Origin of the sequence: Methylobacterium planeticum (assembly GCF_008806345.1) — a bacterium.
GTDB classification, from domain to species: Bacteria; Pseudomonadota; Alphaproteobacteria; order Rhizobiales; family Beijerinckiaceae; genus Methylobacterium; species Methylobacterium planeticum.
In genome coordinates, this window is sequence record NZ_VZZJ01000003.1 from 129,532 (window position 1) to 144,207 (window position 14,676).

Below are 14,676 nucleotides of genomic sequence, written 5' to 3' on the forward strand. Positions count from 1 at the left end.
CGCTCGGGGAGGCCCGATCCTTCAGGCCCCCCGGTGATGGGCGCCCGCGCGCAGGTCCCGGACCAGGGCCGCGATCCGGGCCGGGTCCGCATCCCAGGCGAACATGAAGCGGGCGCCCCCGCCGATGAAGGTGTAGAAGCGCCAGCCCCGCTCCCTCAGGGCCTCCATCCGCTCCGGCGGCATGCGCAGGAAGACACCGTTCGCCTCGACCGGGAACATCAGCTCCACCCCGGGGAGTTCCGCGATCGCCGCCGCGAAGCCCCGCGCGCAGGCGTTCGCGTTCCGGGCATGGGTGAGCCAGGCCCCGGTCTCGAGCATCCCCACCCAGGGCGCCGCGAGGAACCGCATCTTGGAGGCGAGCTGACCGGCCTGCTTGCAGCGATAGCCGAAATCCTCCGCGAGCCCGGCATCGAAGAACAGCACCGCCTCGCCCGCATGCATGCCGTTCTTGGTGCCGCCGAAGCAGAGCACGTCGATGCCGGCCTGCCACGTCATCTCGGCCGGGCTGCAGCCGAGGCTCGCGCAGGCATTGGCGAAGCGGGCCCCGTCCATGTGGAGGCTGAGGCCGAGTTCCCGGCACACGGCCGAGACCGCCCTGATCTCCGCGAGGCCGTAGACCTGCCCCGTCTCGGTCGGCTGGGTGATCGTCACCACGCGGGGCTTCGGGAAGTGGATGTCGGTGCGGTTCGTCGCGGTGGCGCGGATCGCCTCCGGCGTCAGCTTGCCGCTCGCCGTGCGCACCGTGAGGAGCTTCGAGCCGTTGGAGAAGAACTCCGGCGCGCCGCACTCGTCCGTCTCCACATGGGCGGACTCGGCGCAGATGACGCTGTGGTAGGACTGGCAGAGGGACGCGAGCGCCAGGGAATTCGCGGCCGTGCCGTTGAAGGCGAAGAACACCTGGCAGGGCGTCTCGAACAGGCTCCGGAAGGCGTCCGCGGCGCGGATCGTCCAGGCATCCTCGCCGTAGGCCGCGGCGTGGCCGCGATTGGCCTCTTCCATCGCCGCCCAGGCTTCGGGACAGATGCCGGAATAGTTGTCGCTCGCGAATTGCTGCGCGTCGTCACTCATGCGCGTCACGTCCCTCGCCCGACCCCGGCCAACCGTTGCGTGATCCGCGTCGGGCAGCGAGCCTACAGCCCCGAGCCGATCCGTCGAGATGCCGGCCGATGCGGTGCACCTAGTCCGCGACTGTGCTGTCCTCGTCCATCCGCAGGGTCCAGGCGATGTGTCCGTCGGGATCGACGAGCCAAGCGAGGTTCGTGCCGGCCGTGAGGAGGTGCTGCGAGCGCGTCAGCGCCACCGCGATGGCGTCGCGCAGGCTCGGCGCCTCGATCGGATCGTTGCAGACGGGCAGCCGCACGACACCGCTCTCCTCTCGCCACGCGACGCGCAGATGGTAGGTCGGCATGGTCCTGGCTCGCGTCGTTTGCGGCGCGCGGCGACTCGGTTGCCGGCGCAACCAATCCGGTAACGCTTCGACTCGGGTTTGAACAGCCATGGTGTTTCCGGTTGCGCCTCGACCTGGGCGGATTTGACCCGCTGGCCCGGCTTGATCACCATGCTAGCCTAACAAACCGTGCATGCGGGCCCCCAGGGGCAAATCTGCGGTTGTGCAGGCACGCGATGCTTCTCCACGGTACGCTCTTCCGATCGGCGCGAACGGGGCACGGGACGACGACAGGCGTGAGCAAGGATCCTCCGAGAACGACCGAGATCGCCGTGCACGCGCGGCTCGACCGGCTCGTGGCGCAGGCTCGTGCGGCCGGCCTGTGGGAGCGGGCGTGGCCCCTGCTCTGGCGCGGGATCGGGGTGGCCCTCGCCTTCCTGGCCGTGTCCTGGCTGGGTCTGTGGCTCGACCTGGCGCCGGTCTGGCGCATGGTCGGGCTCGGCCTGTTCGCCCTGGCGCTGGTGGCCGCCCTGGTGCCGCTCCTGCGGACGCCGCGTCTCGACCGGCGGGAGGCGCTGGCGCGCATCGACCGGGACGCCGCCACCCGCGACGGGACCGGCACGGTCCCGCTGCTGCACAACCCGGCCTCCGCCATCGAGGACACCCTCGCGGTTGGCACGCAGGATCCGGCGACGCGGGCGCTCTGGACCCTGCATCAGAGCCGGGCGGCGGCGGCCGTCGCCAGGCTGCGGGTCAGTCCGCCCCGGCCGATGATGCCGCGCCACGATCCCTACGCCCTGCGCGCCGCCCTGGTGGTGACGGCGATCGCGAGCCTGTTCGTGGCCGGCCCCGAGTGGCGCGCGCGGATCGGCAGCGCCTTCGACTGGCACGAGCCCCCGGCCCCCGGCCCGAACTTCCGCGTCGACGGCTGGATCGACCCGCCGCTCTACACCCGGATGCCGCCCCTGATCGTGACCATCAACGGCGCCGAGCAGCGCCTGCGCGCGCCGGTCAATTCCCAGCTCGTGGTGCGGATCGCCGGCGAGGGCGAGGCGGCGCTGACCCCGAATGCCGGCCTCAAGGCGCTGCCCGGCAAGCCCGCGCGCCCCGACCTGCGCGAGGACCGCTTCCAGCTCGTCGGCCCCCTGGCCGATCTCACCATCGCGACCGGCACGCAGAGCCAGCGCCTCGTGGTCGAGGCGATCCCCGACAACCCGCCCGAGGTGCGCAGCGTCGGCGGCCCGGAGGTGAACGGGCGCGGCACCTTCAACCTCACCTACCGGGCCAAGGACGATTACGGCATCGCCTCCGCCGAGGGGCTGGTCGAGCCGCTGCGCGCCGGGCGCTCCCTGGTGCCGCCCCCGCGCATCGCGCTGGCGCTCCCGGCCGACGCCACCGGCGAGGCGGACACCAAGACGCTCGTCGACCTCACCGACAACCCGTGGTCGGGGGCGCGGGTGCGCTTGACGATCGTGGTCAAGGACGAGGCCGGCCAGGAGGGCCGCACCGCGCCCGCCGAGATGACCCTGCCGGCGCGTCCCTTCAAGGATCCCCTCGCCCGCGCCCTGGCGGAGGAGCGGCGCCGCCTCGTCACCGGCCCCGACGAGGGTCGCGCCCGGGTCCAGGCCGCCCTCGACGCCCTGCTGATCGCCCCCAACCTGTTCACGCCGCAGCCGAGCGTGTTTCTCGGGCTCAAGACCGCGACCGGCCGCCTGCGCCGGGCCGTGACCGACGAGAACCTGACCGAGGTGGCCGATCTCCTGTGGGAGATGGCCCTCAAGATCGAGGACGGCGACCTCTCGGACGCGGAGAAGCAGCTTCGGCAGGCGCAGGACCGGCTCAAGGACGCGATCGAGCGCAACGCCGCCGATGACGAGATCCAGCGCCTCACCCAGGACCTGAAGCAGGCCCTCGACAAGTTCATGAAGGAGCTGGCGGAGAAGCAGCGCAAGGAGCCGCGCGACCCCTCGCAGAAGAGTCAGCAGAGCCAGCAATCGTCGAAATCCGTCACGCCCGACGACCTCGACAAGATGCTGAAGGACATGGCCGAGGCGATGAAGCGCGGCGACACAGCCGAGGCGCAGCGCCTGATGGAGCAGCTGCGCAACATCCTGGAGAACCTGCAGACCGCCGAGCAGGGGGGCAAGTCCGATCCGACCTCCCGCGAGATGCAGAAGCAGATGAAGGATCTCGACCAGATGGCCCGCGAGCAGCAGGGCCTGCGAGACGAGACCTTCCGGGAGGGACAGGAGAAGCGCGGGGCCGATCAGGGCCAGCGCGGCCAGCGCCCGCAGCAGCGCGGCCAGCAGCCGCAGCAGGGCCAGCGCGGCCAAGGCCAGCAGGGGCAGCAGGGCCAGCAGCAGGGCCAGGACCCAAGCCAGCAGGGGCAGCGCGGCCAGGGGCAGCGCGGCCAGCAGGGCGAGGGCGGCGTCGGCGAGCGTCAGCAGGCCCTGCGCCAGCGCCTGGAAGACCTCCAGCGCCGCATGAAGGAGAACGGCATGCAGGGGGAGGAAGGCCTCTCCGATGCCGAGGACGCCATGCGGCAGGCCGAGAACGCCCTGCGCCAGGGCAAGGACGGCGAGGCGGTCGACGCGCAGGGGCGCGCCCTCGACGGGCTCAAGCGCGGCGCCGAGGGCATGGCCCAGCAGATGCAGGACATGGCCGAGGGCGAGGGCCAGGGCGAGCAGGAGGGCGGCCAGCAGCCGAGCCAGCAGGGTCAGGCCGGCGCGCGCGACGACGACCCCCTCGGCCGGCCGACCCGGGGTCGCGAGATGTCGGACGGGCGCGTGCGGGTGCCGAACGCGGACGAGTCGGCGGTGCAGCGCGCCCGCCGGATCATGGAGGAGCTGCGGCGCAAGCTCGGCGACCCGACCCGCCCGCGCGAGGAGCTCGACTACTTCGAGCGCCTGCTGCGTCGGAATTGAGCGGGGCCCGCCCCTGACGGGGGCGGCCCCGAAGGCCTATGTTGCGGCTCGAAGCCCGATCCGAGGCGGATGCCCTCGCGATCCCCGCACCCCGCCATGCCCGCATCCGAGACCGAACCTGCGATGTCCGCCAACACCCTCGTCCTTCTCGCCTGCCTCGCGGTGGCGCTCGTGCTGCTGCTCGGCCTCGCCAACATGATGCGCGGCGGCAGCGCCAACCTGTCCCAGCGGCTGATGCGCCTGCGCGTGCTGCTGCAATTCGTGGCGATCGTGATCATCATGGGCGTGGTGTGGTGGCGCTCCGCCTGAGCCGCCCCGGCTGGGGCGCACCGCAGCGGTGTGGCGAGGAGGCCGCACCGCCGGTCTAACGTGGTCCCCGGGGGATGATTTCGCGCGCTCGGTGCAGCCGGCGCCTGCCGGCCCCTGGGGCGGCGTGATACGCACATCCGGTTCAACCGGATTCGTCCTGCATGACCTCCAAGCTCACCCGTATCCTGACCGGCGCCGTCGCCCTGACGGCCGCCCACAGCGTCGCGGCCGCCGATCTCGGCTACGCCCCGCCACGGGCCGCCTACGCGCCGCCGGTCCAGCCGATGAGCATCGTGTCCGAGGTCCGGATCGGCGGCTCCGTGCAGGATCCGGGCAGCGCCGAGCGCAACACCCAGAACATCAACGGCGAAATCCTGTTCGCCAAGCCCCTCGTCAGCCTCGACCCGTTCTGGCAGGCTTTCGTGCCGCGCCCGACCGCCGGCGGCAGCTATAATTTCGGCGGCAAGACCAGCTACGGCTATCTCGGCGGCACCTGGACCGTGGAGGTCTTCCCCGAGACCCTGCGCAACACGGTCTTCCTCGAAGGCTTCTTCGGCGTCGGCTTCCACGACGGGGCCACCGGCATCAAGGCGATCACGCCGCCGGGCTTCAACGCGCTCGGCTGCAACCCGCTCTTCCGCGAGGCGGCGGCCCTGGGCTTCCGTCTCACCGAGCATTGGAGCATCATGGCCACCGTCGAGCACATGTCGAATGCGGGGCTCTGCGCCAACAACCGCGGCCTGACCAATTTCGGCGGCAAGCTCGGCTACACGTTCTAACAGACAATCATGGGTCGGAACGCCGTTGGTCACCCTCAACCGCATCTACACCCGCACGGGTGACAAGGGCACCACCGCGCTCGCCAACGGCGAGCGCCGCTCGAAGGCGGACCTGCGGATCGAGACCTACGGCACGGTCGACGAGACCAATGCCTGCATCGGCCTCGCGCGCCTCCACGCGGAGCCGCGCCTCGACGCCCTGCTGGCGGCGATCCAGAACGACCTGTTCGATCTCGGCGCCGACCTCGCCACCCCGCCGAGCGAGGCGCCGCCGGCCTACGAGCCCCTGCGGATCGTCCCGCAGCAGGTGAAGCGGCTCGAAACCGACATCGATGCCCTCAACGCCGACCTCGCTCCGCTGAAATCCTTCGTGCTCCCGGGCGGCTCGCCGACCGCGGCGGCGCTCCACCTCGCCCGCACCGTCTGCCGCAGGGCCGAGCGCCTCGCCGTGCAACTCACGATGGTCGACGGCGAGGTGATCTCCCCCGAGGCCCTGCAGTACCTGAACCGACTCTCCGACTTCCTCTTCGTCGCCAGCCGTACCGCGAACGCGAACGGGGCCGACGACGTGCTCTGGGTTCCGGGCAAGAACCGCTGACAAGAACCGCTGAGCGGAGCCGGACCGGACCCGGGCGCCCGCCCATCGGCGGACGCCGCCATCGCCGTACCGTGCATTCAAAATGTCCGCGTCGACTGTTCCCCGCAATCGGCGGGCCTTCGTCCGCGGGCGCGTTGACAAGGCGGAAATGGGGTCGTTACGGTCCGCCGCCCCGAATGAACGGGGCCTGATCCCTTGCGATCGCCCGCGAAGCGGCGCCGCTAGACGCGTCCGCTCGCGTGACTATTCCCGTGTCGGAGGATTGTGACCGCCATGAAGGTTCTGGTGCCCGTGAAGCGGGTCGTCGACTACAACGTCAAGATCCGGGTCAAGGCGGACGGCTCGGGCGTCGAGTTGTCGAACGTCAAGATGTCGATGAACCCCTTCGACGAGATCGCCGTCGAGGAGGCGATCCGCCTGAAGGAGAAGGGCAAGGTCACGGAGATCGTCGCCGTCTCGATCGGGCCGCAGCAGGCCCAGGAGACCCTGCGCACGGCGCTCGCCATGGGGGCGGACCGGGCCATCCTGATCAAGACCGACGTGACCTGCGAGCCGCTCGCGGTCGCCAAGCTCCTCAAGGCCGTGGTCGAGAAGGAAGCGCCCCAGCTCGTCATCCTGGGCAAGCAGGCCATCGACGACGACTCGAACCAGACCGGCCAGATGCTCGCCGCCCTGCTCGGCTGGCCCCAGGGCACCTTCGCGTTCAAGGTCGAGTTCGGCGAGGGCAGCCTCGACGTCACCCGCGAGGTCGATGGCGGCCTGCAGACGGTCAGCCTCAAGCTCCCGGCCGTCGTCACCACGGACCTGCGCCTCAACGAGCCGCGCTACGCCTCGCTCCCCAACATCATGAAGGCCAAGAAGAAGCCCCTCGAGGAGCTCGCGCCCGATGCCCTCGGTGTCGACGTCACGCCGCGTCTGAAGGTGCTCAAGACCGTGGAGCCCGCGGGCCGCAAGGCCGGCGTGAAGGTCGAGTCCGCCGCCGCGCTCGTGCAGAAGCTGAAGGTCGAGGCCGGCGTCATCTAGGGGGCGAGCCCCTCGCGCACGGAGGGTGGGGGCCGCCCGCCCTCCGGCCCATTCCCACCACCGGCCCGCAGGCCGCCGCACGGCGCCGCGGGCCCATCACCCGAGGACGAACCATGGCCACCCTCCTCTTTCTCGAGCACGAGAACGGTACCATCCGCGACGCCAGCCTGAAGGCGCTGACCGCCGCCCAGGCGATCGGCGGCCCCATCCACGTCCTGGTGCTCGGGTCCGGCTCGAAGCCGGCCGCGGAGGCCGCCGCCAAGCTCGAGGGCGTCGAGACGGTGCTGAACGCCGAGGATGCCGTCTACGACCATGCCCTGGCCGAGCCGACCGCCGCCCTGATCGCGGCCATCGCCGAGCCCTACGACACCATCCTGGCGGCCGCCTCCACCACCGGCAAGAACGTGCTGCCGCGGGTGGCCGCCCTCCTCGACGTGGCGCAGATCTCCGACATCATCACGGTGGTGTCGCCCGACACCTTCGAGCGCCCGATCTATGCCGGCAACGCCATCCAGACGGTTCAGGCGGGGGCGGGCAAGAAGGTCATCACGGTGCGCACCGCGGCCTTCAAGGCGGCGGGCGAAGGCGGCAGCGCCACGGTCGAGGCCGTCCCGGCGGCGGCCCCCGAGGGCGGCGGCTCGAGCTTCAAGGGCGAGGAGATCGCCAAGTCCGACCGCCCGGAACTCGCCGCGGCGCGCATCATCGTCTCGGGCGGGCGCTCGCTCGGCTCGGCGGAGAAGTTTAAGGAACTGATCGAGCCCCTGGCCGACAGCCTCGGCGCCGCGGTGGGCGCCTCGCGGGCGGCGGTCGACGCGGGCTACGCGCCGAACGACTGGCAGGTCGGGCAGACCGGCAAGGTGGTGGCGCCGGACCTCTACGTGGCGGTCGGCATCTCGGGGGCGATCCAGCACCTGGCCGGCATGAAGGACTCCAAGGTGATCGTGGCGATCAACAAGGACGAGGACGCGCCGATCTTCCAGGTCGCCGATTACGGCCTCGTCGGCGACCTGTTCCAGGTGTTGCCGGAGCTGCAATCCGAAATCAGCAAGGCCAAGGGCTGAACAACCTCCGGGTTTCCCGACGCTTGAGGGAACCGACGGAGTCGCAACCATTCCCGCGCATTGGGCTCCACCGCCGCGTGGGAATGTTCTAAAGACTGGGAGCGACGCGCCAGCGGCGAGCCTCGATCGCCCGCCGCGTCGACAGGAATTTCAGGGCGGCCGTCCGGCCGCGCGCCGGGGGCGTGTTGACGACATGGGCATCGAAATCAAGCGGGTCGGGATCATCGGTGCAGGCCAGATGGGCAGCGGCATTGCCCAAGTCTGCGCGGTGGCGGGCCTCGATGTCCTGCTGAACGACCGCGAGGGCGCCCGCGTCGAGTCCGGCCTCGCCACCATCGACGGCAACCTCGCCCGGCAGGTCGCCAAGGGCCATCTCGACGAGGATCAGCGCCGCAGCGCCCGCGGGCGGATCGGACCGGCCGCGAGCTTCCAGGACCTCGCCGCCTGCGACCTCGTGATCGAGGCCGCCACGGAGGACGAGGCGACCAAGCGCCAGATCTTCTCGAGCCTCTGCGGGTCCCTCGGCCCCGACACGATCGTGGCGACCAACACCTCGTCGATCTCGATCACCCGGCTCGCGGCCTCGACCGACCGGCCGGAGCGCTTCATCGGCATCCATTTCATGAACCCCGTGCCGGTGATGCAGCTCGTGGAGCTGATCCGCGGCATCGCCACCGAGGATCCGACCTACGAATCGGCCAAGGCCTTCATCGCCAGGCTCGGCAAGACCTCGACGATGTCGGAGGATTTCCCGGCCTTCATCGTCAACCGCATCCTGCTGCCGATGATCAACGAGGCGATCTACACCCTCTACGAGGGGGTCGGCTCGGTGGAATCGATCGATACGGCGATGCGGCTCGGCGCGAACCACCCGATGGGCCCGCTGCAGCTCGCCGATTTCATCGGCCTCGATACCTGCCTGTCGGTGATGCAGGTGCTCTACGAGGGCCTGGCGGATTCGAAGTACCGCCCCTGCCCGCTCCTCGTGAAATACGTCGAGGCGGGCTGGCTCGGCCGCAAGACGAAGCGCGGCTTCTACGATTACCGCGGCGAGCACCCGGTCCCCACCCGCTGAGGCGAACGCCGCCCGGCCCGGAGGCGGAGCGGCGCATCGGTCTCTCCCGGAAGCGTCGGCCCGTCGGTCCCTGCCGGACCGATCCTCGATCAGGGCTTCGGCTGGTTGCCGCTCGCGTTCGGCTGGGCCGGCTGGGGGTAGGAGGGATTGCCGGCCGGGACGCTGCCGCTGTTCGACGAGGCCGGGGCGTTGGACTGGCCTGTCACGGAGCCCGTCACTTCCCTGCGGGAGGCGTCCTGGCTCTGGCTCGCATGATCCTTCGGAGAATTGGCACCGTTCCACGTCAGCAGGCCGACCGTCGCGATCGCGAGGAGCACCAGGCTCGCAATCAGCACGTACAGGACGGGCTTACCCTTCGAGCCCTGACGCGCATTCTCATCGGGAAGCCGTTCAACCATTTGCAACCTCGCCTGTCCGCCCCCGCGGGGCGATCCGTGATGCCAAAACCCAAACGGATGTGGCGGCCGGAAACGCGGGGTCGCAGGCGCAAGTTCCTCTCTCCGCCGTGATCGGGTGGGGATTGGCCACCCCGGGGCTCCGCGCCTCAGCGCCCGGTCACCAGAAGGATCTTGCCCAGATGAGCGCTCGATTCCATCAGGGCATGGGCCTCGCCGGCCTTCTCCAGCGGGAAGGTCGCGTGGATCACCGGCTTGATCGTGCCGGCCTCGAGCTCCGGCCAGATGTCGCGGCGCAGGCCCTCGGCGATGGCGGCCTTGTCGGCCTTGGGCCGGGGCCGCAGGGTGGCGCCCGTGAAGGTGAGGCGCTTGAGCATGATCGGCGTGATGTTGAGCGCCTCGGCCTTGTAGCCGCCCATCAGGGCGATCAGCACGAGGCGCCCCTCGACCGCGAGCGAGGCGAGGTTCCTCTGCAGGTAGCTCGCCCCGATCATGTCCAGGATCACGTCCACGCCCTTGCCGTCGGTCAGGCGCTTCACCTCCTCGGCGAAATCCGTGTCGCGGTAGTTGATGGCGGCGTCCGCGCCGAGCTCCTCGCAGAAGCGGCACTTCTCGGCCGAGCCCGCGGTGGCGAAGACGTGGGCGCCGAGCTGCTTGGCGATCTGGATCGCCGTGGTGCCGATGCCGCTCGATCCGCCGTGGACGAGGAAGATCTCACCGGGCTTCAGGCGCCCGCGCATGATCACGTTCGCGTAGACCGTGAAGAAGGTCTCGGGCAGGCCGCCGGCCTCGACGAGGGACAGAGGCCCGGGCTTCGGCAGGCACTGGGCGGCCTCCGCCACCGCGAACTCGGCGTAGCCGCCGCTGATCGTCAGGGCGCAGACCTGGGCGCCCGGCGCCAGCCCCTGCACGCCCTCGCCGAGGGAGACGACGCGGCCCGCGACCTCGAGACCGGGGATCTCGGTCGCGTCCTTCGGCGGCGGGTACTGGCCGAGGCGCTGCATCACGTCCGGCCGGTTCACGCCGGCCGCCGCGACCTCGATCAGGACCTGCCCCGGACCCGGCTGGGGCAGCGGCGCCGTCTCGATCTTGAGAACCTCGGGGCCGCCCGCGCCGTCGAACCGGATCCGGCGCATGGTGTCGGGCAGGGACGGGGTGGCTGGCATCGGGGTCCTCCTCAGGTGCCAACCTAGTTGCGGTCCGCCCGGCCGTTGGCAAGGGCGGGCGAGCGTCTCCGGCGCAATCGGCGGGCCGGAGCCTGGGGATGGCGGGCTCAGCGCGTGCCGTACATCCGGTCGCCGGCATCCCCCAATCCTGGGACGATGTAGCTGTGGTCATTGAGGTGGCTGTCGATGGCGGCCGTCCAGATCGGCACGTCCGGGTGGATCGCCTGCAGCCGGGCGATGCCCTCGGGGGCGGCGAGCAGGCAGACGAAGCGCAGGTCCTGCGCGCCCCGGTCCTTCAGGCGCTGGAGCGCGGCGACCGCGGAATTCGCCGTCGCCAGCATGGGATCGAGCACCAGCACGGTGCGGTCGGCGAGGTCGGAGGGTGCCTTGAAGTAGTACTCCACCGCCTCGAGCGTCTCGGGGTCCCGGTAGAGGCCCACATGCGCGACCCGGGCGGAGGGCAGCAGCGACAGCATCCCGTCGAGGAAGCCGACCCCGGCCCGCAGGATCGGCGCGAGGACGAGCTTCTTGCCCTGGATCTGCCGGCCTTCCATCACCTCGAGCGGCGTCTCGATCGTGACGGGCTCGAGCGGCAGGTCGCGGGTGACCTCGTAGGCGAGCAGCATCCCGATCTCGTTGAGGAGGCGCCGGAAGCCCTGCGTCGAGCGGTTCCGGTCGCGCATCAGGGTCAGCTTGTGCTGCACCAGGGGGTGGTCCACCACCGTCACCGAAGCCGTCTGACCCTGCATCGCCGATCCCCTTGCGCGAGCCCCGGGGCCGCCCCCGGCCCCCGCGAAGGCATGCACGAAAGCGGCGGCGGCGGCCACAGGCACGGGGCGGATTCCGTCGGCCCGGATCCTCGCGTGCCCATGCGAAAAAGGCTCCCCGCGCGATGCGGGGAGCCCTCGTGATGCGGCGGCGGTCCGTGGACCGGAGGTTCGGATCAGACGCTCGTCGCGCCGTCCTCGCCCGGCGCCCGGCGCTTGGCCATGAAGGCGTCGAACTGCTCGCGGTCCTTGGCCCGCTTCAGCTCCTCGACGAACTCGGCGAAGGCCCGGCTCTCCTCCTGGAGGGCGCGGCGTTGCGCGTCGAGACGGTCGAGCTCGGCCTTGCGGTACTCGTCGAAGGCCCAGTTGCCGGTCTTCGGGCCGGCATTGGCCGCCTCGAAGGCACGGGCGAAGCGGGAGGCCGGGCGGGTGCCGGTGTTCCAGGAGGACACGCCGCGGCGGGCGAGGTCGCGCATCTCACCGAGGGCCGGATAGCCCGCGATCTTCCACGCGACGTAGGCGACGGCGAGCGGCCACCAGTAGATGAAGCTCACCACGATGGCGCCGATCTCGAGAGAGCGGCGGGGAAACGGGCCGCTACGGCAGGCTTTGCCGCTGGCCCAGGGGGAGGTCGAGGAAAAGCTCACGGTTCACGGCTCCGATGTTAATGTGAACCACATTCACATGCGGGCCCGCCCCGTCTGTTTCAAGGGCCCGACCCGCGAGATTTCCGGGACCGGTCTCGGGCATCGGCGCGACCTCAGGCGGATTTCGCCGCCCCGGCCCCGTGCACCAGGGCCAGCACGCCGGCCCGCAGCAATTCGTACTTGTCGGGCACGCCCTGGCTCCGCGGCAACTGACCGGCGGCCGAGAGGGTGGCGAGGCCGTGGGACAGGGCCCAGACCTCGAGGGCGATGAAGCGGGGATCGATGCCCCCGAAGCCGTCGGGGAAGGTCGATTGCAGGGCCTCGACCAGGAGGTCGAACGGGCTCGGGCGCTCCGGCGCCTGCGGCCCGAGATTGAGGCCCCGGGTCTCGAAGATCGCCGCGTAGTAGCCGGGCTCCTCCTCCGCGAAGGCGAGGTAGGCCTCGCCCATGCGGGTGAAGCGTTCCAGCGGCGTGCCGCGCGAGGTCAGGGCTCGGGCGAGCCGCTCGGCGAGGTCGGTGAAGCCGCGGCCCGCCACCTCCTCCAGCAGGGCCTCGCGCCCCCGGAAGTGCCGGTACAGCGCGGCCGGCGTCACGCCGACGAGGCGGGCCGCATCCACCAGGGTGAAGCCGCCGACGCCGCGCTCGGCGATGAATCGGCGCGCCGCCTCGATCAGGGCTTCCTTGAGGTTGCCGTGGTGGTAGCTGCGCCGGTCGCCCGGTCCTTCGCGCCAGGGTCGCAAGGGGTCCTCCTCGCACGCCGTCCCGCCGACTGGGCGGAGTCGCGCGCGTCTGGTTTCAGGCTCGTGTCTTCCCCTAACACGCGAATGACGGTTTTCGACCCCGGACGGCTACGCGCGGACGGTTGCTGCACAGGTGCGGCTTGACAGGCACGGATTCCGCGAATGTAACAGTATTACAACATCGAGCCAGAGCCGCCATGCCCCGTCCCGTTCGCCAACAGCCCCGGACCGCCCGCCCCCGCGGCGTCTCCGCGCGGGCCTGAGCCGGCTGTGCCCATCCTCGGCCTCAAGGCGTGGCGGGCACGCACGGCGGCGCAGGCCGCCGCCTGCGCCCGCCTCAAGGCGGATCTCGCCGCCGGCCTCGCCCTCGGCGACGGGGATGCGCTCCACGTCAACGCCGTCGCCTGCCCGGATCCGGGCTGCCCCGACACCGAGACCGTCGTGCTGGTGATGCGGGCGGGCCGGCCGACCCGGGCGCTGCGCCTGCGCAAGGCCCCCGGGGACGCGACCCAAGAGGATGTCCGGGCCCTCGCGGCCGAGGAGGCGGAGCCGGCCCCGCGCTGACCCGGGGCCCCGCGCCGGCCTAGCCCCAGGCCCGCCCGGCCGCGAGGGCCGGCAGGCCGAGATGCCGGGCGACCTCGGCGCCGATATCCGCAAAGCTCGCGCGCCGGCCGATATCCCGGGGCTCGATGCCGGGGCCGAAGGCCAGGATCGGGACCTGCTCGCGCGTGTGCTCGGTGCCGTGCCAGGTCGGATCGTTGCCGTGGTCGGCGGTGACGAGGCAGAGGTCGCCGGGCCGCAGCACCCGCTCGATCGCGGGGATGCGCGCGTCGAAGGCCTCGAGTTCGGCGGCGTAGCCCGGCACGTCGCGGCGATGGCCGTACTCGGTGTCGAAATCCACGAGGTTGAGGAAGACGAGGCCGCCCGCCGGCAGGGGCTCGAACGCCGCCAGGGCCGCGTCGAGGCAGGCCGCGTTGCCTCCGGGCTTCACCTCGCGCCCGGTGGCGCGGTGGGCGAAGATGTCGCCGATCTTGCCGACGCTGACGGTGGCGCGGCCGGCCTCCGCCAGGGCGTCGAGCAGGGTGGCGCCCGGCGGCGCGACGGCGAGATCCTTGCGGTTGAGGGTGCGCCGGAACCCCGCCGCCGCGGTGCCGACGAACGGCCGGGCGATGACGCGCCCGACCCGGTAGGCGTCGCAGCAATCCCGCGCGATGGCGCAGAGATCGTAGAGGCGCTGCAGCCCGAACGTCTCCTCGTGGGCGGCGATCTGGAAGACGCTGTCGGTGGAGGTGTAGCAGATCGGCTTGCCGGTCCGGACATGCTCCGCGCCGAGGGCGTCGATCACGGCCGTGCCCGACGCGTGCGCATTCCCGAGGATGCCTGGCAGACCCCCGCGCGCGATCAGCGCCTGCGTGAGCGCGGCCGGGAAGGCCGGGCGCGTGTCCGGGAAGTATCCCCAATCCTCGGAGACGGGCAGGCCGGAGATCTCCCAATGCCCCGACGGCGTGTCCTTGCCGGCCGCCGTCTCGACGGCGTGGCCGTGGACGCCCCGCACCGGGCCCGCCGGCTCCAGGCCCGGCGGCACGCGCCCCGTCGCCCCCGCCGCTGCGAGGCCGATCCCCAGGGCGGCGAGGTTCGGCAGGCCGAGGGGCCCGCGGCGCAGACCGTCCCGGTCGCCCCGGCCGGCGGCGCAGGCCTCCGCGATATGCCCGAGGGTGTCGGCACCGGCATCGCCGTAGCGGGCGGCATCCGGCGCGCCGCCGATGCCGACGGAATCGAGCACGATGAGAAGCGCGCGGGGCATG

General features: G+C 71.4%; 16 protein-coding genes. 8 read left to right on the forward strand and 8 right to left on the reverse strand.

Translation table 11 applies throughout. From position 1 onward, the window contains the following. Positions 1-21: 21 nt before the first annotated feature. Entirely contained in the window at positions 22-1,068 is a 1,047-nt protein-coding gene (locus F6X51_RS04350; RefSeq protein WP_150961996.1) for a threonine aldolase family protein, read from the reverse strand. Positions 1,069-1,177: 109 nt separating this feature from the next. After that, positions 1,178-1,408, reverse strand: a complete 231-nt coding sequence (locus tag F6X51_RS04355; RefSeq protein WP_150961997.1) for a hypothetical protein — start codon at positions 1,406-1,408, stop codon at positions 1,178-1,180. 215 nt (positions 1,409-1,623) lie between these two features. On the opposite strand from F6X51_RS04355, the gene F6X51_RS04360 reads away from it, so the two are divergent. The 7 genes from F6X51_RS04360 to F6X51_RS04390 all read left to right on the forward strand — a co-directional run bounded on the left by F6X51_RS04360 (position 1,624) and on the right by F6X51_RS04390 (position 9,156). Continuing rightward, positions 1,624-4,311 (forward strand): TIGR02302 family protein, encoded by a 2,688-nt coding sequence (locus tag F6X51_RS04360; RefSeq protein WP_150961998.1) that lies wholly within the window; start codon positions 1,624-1,626, stop codon positions 4,309-4,311. Between the two features lie 123 nt (positions 4,312-4,434). After that, entirely contained in the window at positions 4,435-4,620 is a 186-nt protein-coding gene (locus tag F6X51_RS04365; RefSeq protein WP_150961999.1) for a twin transmembrane helix small protein, read from the forward strand. 161 nt (positions 4,621-4,781) lie between these two features. Beyond that, positions 4,782-5,399 (forward strand): acyloxyacyl hydrolase, encoded by a 618-nt coding sequence (locus tag F6X51_RS04370; protein WP_150962000.1) that lies wholly within the window; start codon positions 4,782-4,784, stop codon positions 5,397-5,399. Positions 5,400-5,424: 25 nt separating this feature from the next. Beyond that, a complete protein-coding gene (locus F6X51_RS04375; protein WP_150962001.1) occupies positions 5,425-5,997 on the forward strand; it encodes a cob(I)yrinic acid a,c-diamide adenosyltransferase in 573 nt (190 codons plus the stop codon). A 273-nt stretch (positions 5,998-6,270) separates the two neighbouring features. After that, positions 6,271-7,020, forward strand: coding sequence for an electron transfer flavoprotein subunit beta/FixA family protein (locus F6X51_RS04380; RefSeq protein WP_150962002.1), 750 nt, complete (start codon positions 6,271-6,273; stop codon positions 7,018-7,020). A gap of 113 nt (positions 7,021-7,133) precedes the next feature. Next, positions 7,134-8,081 (forward strand): electron transfer flavoprotein subunit alpha/FixB family protein, encoded by a 948-nt coding sequence (locus F6X51_RS04385; protein WP_150962003.1) that lies wholly within the window; start codon positions 7,134-7,136, stop codon positions 8,079-8,081. A gap of 193 nt (positions 8,082-8,274) precedes the next feature. After that, a complete protein-coding gene (locus F6X51_RS04390; RefSeq protein ID WP_150962004.1) occupies positions 8,275-9,156 on the forward strand; it encodes a 3-hydroxybutyryl-CoA dehydrogenase in 882 nt (293 codons plus the stop codon). An 89-nt stretch (positions 9,157-9,245) separates the two neighbouring features. On the opposite strand, the gene F6X51_RS04395 is transcribed toward F6X51_RS04390, so the two are convergent. The 5 genes from F6X51_RS04395 to F6X51_RS04415 form a co-directional block, all read right to left on the reverse strand. Next, entirely contained in the window at positions 9,246-9,554 is a 309-nt protein-coding gene (locus tag F6X51_RS04395; protein ID WP_150962005.1) for a flagellar basal body-associated FliL family protein, read from the reverse strand. A 146-nt stretch (positions 9,555-9,700) separates the two neighbouring features. Then, positions 9,701-10,717 carry an NAD(P)H-quinone oxidoreductase gene (locus tag F6X51_RS04400; RefSeq protein ID WP_150962006.1) on the reverse strand — a complete coding sequence of 339 codons (1,017 nt, stop codon included), beginning with the start codon at positions 10,715-10,717 and terminating at the stop codon, positions 9,701-9,703. 107 nt (positions 10,718-10,824) lie between these two features. After that, the gene (gene upp / locus F6X51_RS04405; protein ID WP_150962007.1) at positions 10,825-11,466 is read right to left on the reverse strand and encodes a uracil phosphoribosyltransferase; all 642 of its coding nucleotides are present in this window, start codon (positions 11,464-11,466) and stop codon (positions 10,825-10,827) included. Between the two features lie 194 nt (positions 11,467-11,660). Then, positions 11,661-12,131, reverse strand: coding sequence for a DUF2852 domain-containing protein (locus F6X51_RS04410; protein WP_150962008.1), 471 nt, complete (start codon positions 12,129-12,131; stop codon positions 11,661-11,663). 113 nt (positions 12,132-12,244) lie between these two features. Further along, positions 12,245-12,871, reverse strand: coding sequence for a TetR/AcrR family transcriptional regulator (locus tag F6X51_RS04415; protein ID WP_150962009.1), 627 nt, complete (start codon positions 12,869-12,871; stop codon positions 12,245-12,247). A 270-nt stretch (positions 12,872-13,141) separates the two neighbouring features. Here F6X51_RS04415 and F6X51_RS04420 point away from each other — a divergent pair, with 270 nt between their 5' ends. Further along, on the forward strand, positions 13,142-13,435 hold the full coding sequence (locus F6X51_RS04420) for a hypothetical protein (RefSeq protein ID WP_150962010.1): 294 nt from the start codon (positions 13,142-13,144) through the stop codon (positions 13,433-13,435). A 19-nt stretch (positions 13,436-13,454) separates the two neighbouring features. Here the strand turns inward: F6X51_RS04420 and F6X51_RS04425 are convergent, their stop codons facing one another. Further along, positions 13,455-14,675, reverse strand: coding sequence for a phosphopentomutase (locus F6X51_RS04425; RefSeq protein WP_150962011.1), 1,221 nt, complete (start codon positions 14,673-14,675; stop codon positions 13,455-13,457). Position 14,676: the final 1 nt, after the last annotated feature.